General features: G+C 38.5%; 1 protein-coding gene and 1 pseudogene. Both read left to right on the top strand.

Translation table 11 applies throughout. From position 1 onward, the window contains the following. Nucleotides 1-344: 344 nt before the first annotated feature. Nucleotides 345-1718 carry a NarK family nitrate/nitrite MFS transporter gene (locus O970_RS09410; RefSeq protein WP_133459442.1) on the top strand — a complete coding sequence of 458 codons (1374 nt, stop codon included), beginning with the start codon at nucleotides 345-347 and terminating at the stop codon, nucleotides 1716-1718. Nucleotides 1719-1768: 50 nt separating this feature from the next. Continuing rightward, nucleotides 1769-2250: pseudogene (gene narZ, locus O970_RS09405) on the top strand (nitrate reductase subunit alpha); the annotation flags it as partial.

Raw genomic sequence — 2250 nt, 5'->3', positions numbered from 1 at the left:
ATTGAGGTTTAACTTATTTAATACTAAATATCTAGTCATATGCTGATAGGTATATCTTGTATTAGTATTCTAGTATATAAATCAATAATGATATTAAACTGAAATATAATAGCTGTTTTGTTGTTTAAAAATGTGTTGTCATTCCAACAGAGAGCATTAACCATGTAAGGTCTGTCTGCGTCTACTCCCTTAGTAGTAATTACTTAGAATAATGCTATTTTTACTCATTTCCGTTAAAATAACCTGAATTATTGTAAGGTTTTTCCAGATAAAATTTTATAGTGTCTAATTAGACGCGACTAATCTATTTTCAAAGGAAAGTAGCCAATTTCAAGGAGTGTTAAATGCGTACCAATAAATCAACGAACCAAAACGTGATTCAAGATTGGCGACCTGAGGATCCCGTTTTTTGGCAACAAGCAGGGAACGCCATTGCTAACCGAAACCTATGGATTTCTATCCCTTGTCTAATGCTGGGTTTTTGTGTCTGGATGCTATTTAGTATCGTTGCCGTGTACCTTAATCGTATTGGATTTAATTTCACTACTAATCAGTTATTTCTGTTAACCGCGATTCCATCTGTATCTGGTGCGTTATTTCGTGTCCCATATTCGTTTGTGATTCCTATTTTTGGCGGAAGGCGTTGGACAACGTTTAGTACTCTGATTCTTGTTATTCCTTGTTTATGGTTAGCCTTTGCTATCCAAAATCCACACACATCTTATGCTACGTTTTTAATTATTGCCTTATTGTGTGGTCTGGGTGGCGCTAATTTTGCCTCAAGTATGGCTAACATTAGTTTCTTTTTTCCTAAGGCTAAGCAAGGCAGTGCTTTGGGGTTAAATGGTGGTTTAGGCAATATGGGGGTTAGTGTGATACAACTTATTGCCTCTTTTATTATTTTTATCCCATTATGGTCTAGCGAACATGGGCAAATCGATGGCGATCACCCTATTTGGTTACAAAATGCGGCCCTTATCTGGATCCCGCTGTTGATAATAAGTTCACTGTTTGCCTATTTGGGCATGAATGATCTTAATAGTAGCAAAGCCTCATTTAAAGATCAGTCGGTAGTGCTTAAAGATAAACAGATGTGGATATTGAGTATTCTTTATTTAGCGACATTCGGCTCGTTTATCGGTTTTTCTGCGGCATTTGCTATGCTAAGCAAAACCCAATTTCCCCATATCAATATTCTGTTTTATGCTTTCACTGGACCACTTATCGGTGCAATCGGACGCCCATTAGGCGGTTTTGTTTCTGATCGCGTAGGCGGAATTAAAGCAACATTTATTAATTATCTATTGATGATTTTATTTGTGATGTTACTTTTTGCTACCTTACCTAATCAACATTATTCAGGCTCGTTTATTGGCTTTTATCTCTGTTTTCTTTGTCTATTTTTTACCGCGGGATTTGGTAGTGGTTCAACATTTCAAGTGATCGCGATTATTTTTAGGCAAATAACGTTAGATAAATTAACTAAAGCAGGTATGGCGCTTAGTCGCGCACAACACCAAGCGGCGACTGAAACTGCCGCCGCATTAGGTTTTATTTCGGCGATTGGCGCCATCGGTGGCTTTTTTATTCCTCAAATATTCAGTTTATCCATGACTTATCTTGGTGCTGTTGATTATGCGTTCTTTTTATTTTTACTATTTTATATTCTGTGTGCAGTTATTACTCAGTTAGGTTATGCACGTAAATTCAAATCATAATCATCACTTTAAATACGATTATGTGAGCAATTATTGCAGGAGCAATATCAATGAGTAAATTTCTCGATCGGTTTCGTTATTTTAAACCAATCAAAACCACCTTTGCCGATGGGCATGGGGAAACGGTTACCGTTGACCGTGACTGGGAAAATAGTTATCGCCAACGTTGGCAACATGACAAAATTGTCCGTTCTACCCATGGGGTTAATTGTACTGGCTCATGTAGCTGGAAAATTTATGTTAAAAACGGATTAGTCACGTGGGAAACACAACAAACAGATTATCCTCGTACTCGCCCTGATTTACCGAATCATGAGCCACGGGGGTGTCCTCGTGGGGCCAGCTACTCTTGGTATCTGTATAGCGCCAATCGGGTTAAATATCCATTAATTCGTAAACAGTTATTAAGATTATGGCGTGAGGCTAAAACGAAATATTCAGATCCCGTAGAAGCGTGGGGGTCAATTGTGGCTGATGCCGAACAAACACAGCAATATAAACAACAGCGGGGGCGCGGCGGGCGGCGGTTTTG

Origin of the sequence: Candidatus Schmidhempelia bombi str. Bimp, from assembly GCF_000471645.3 — a bacterium.
Taxonomy (GTDB): Bacteria; Pseudomonadota; Gammaproteobacteria; order Enterobacterales; family Orbaceae; genus Utexia; species Utexia bombi.
Note: the sequence above shows the minus strand (reverse complement) of the source record. Positions and strands in the feature narration are given on the sequence as shown.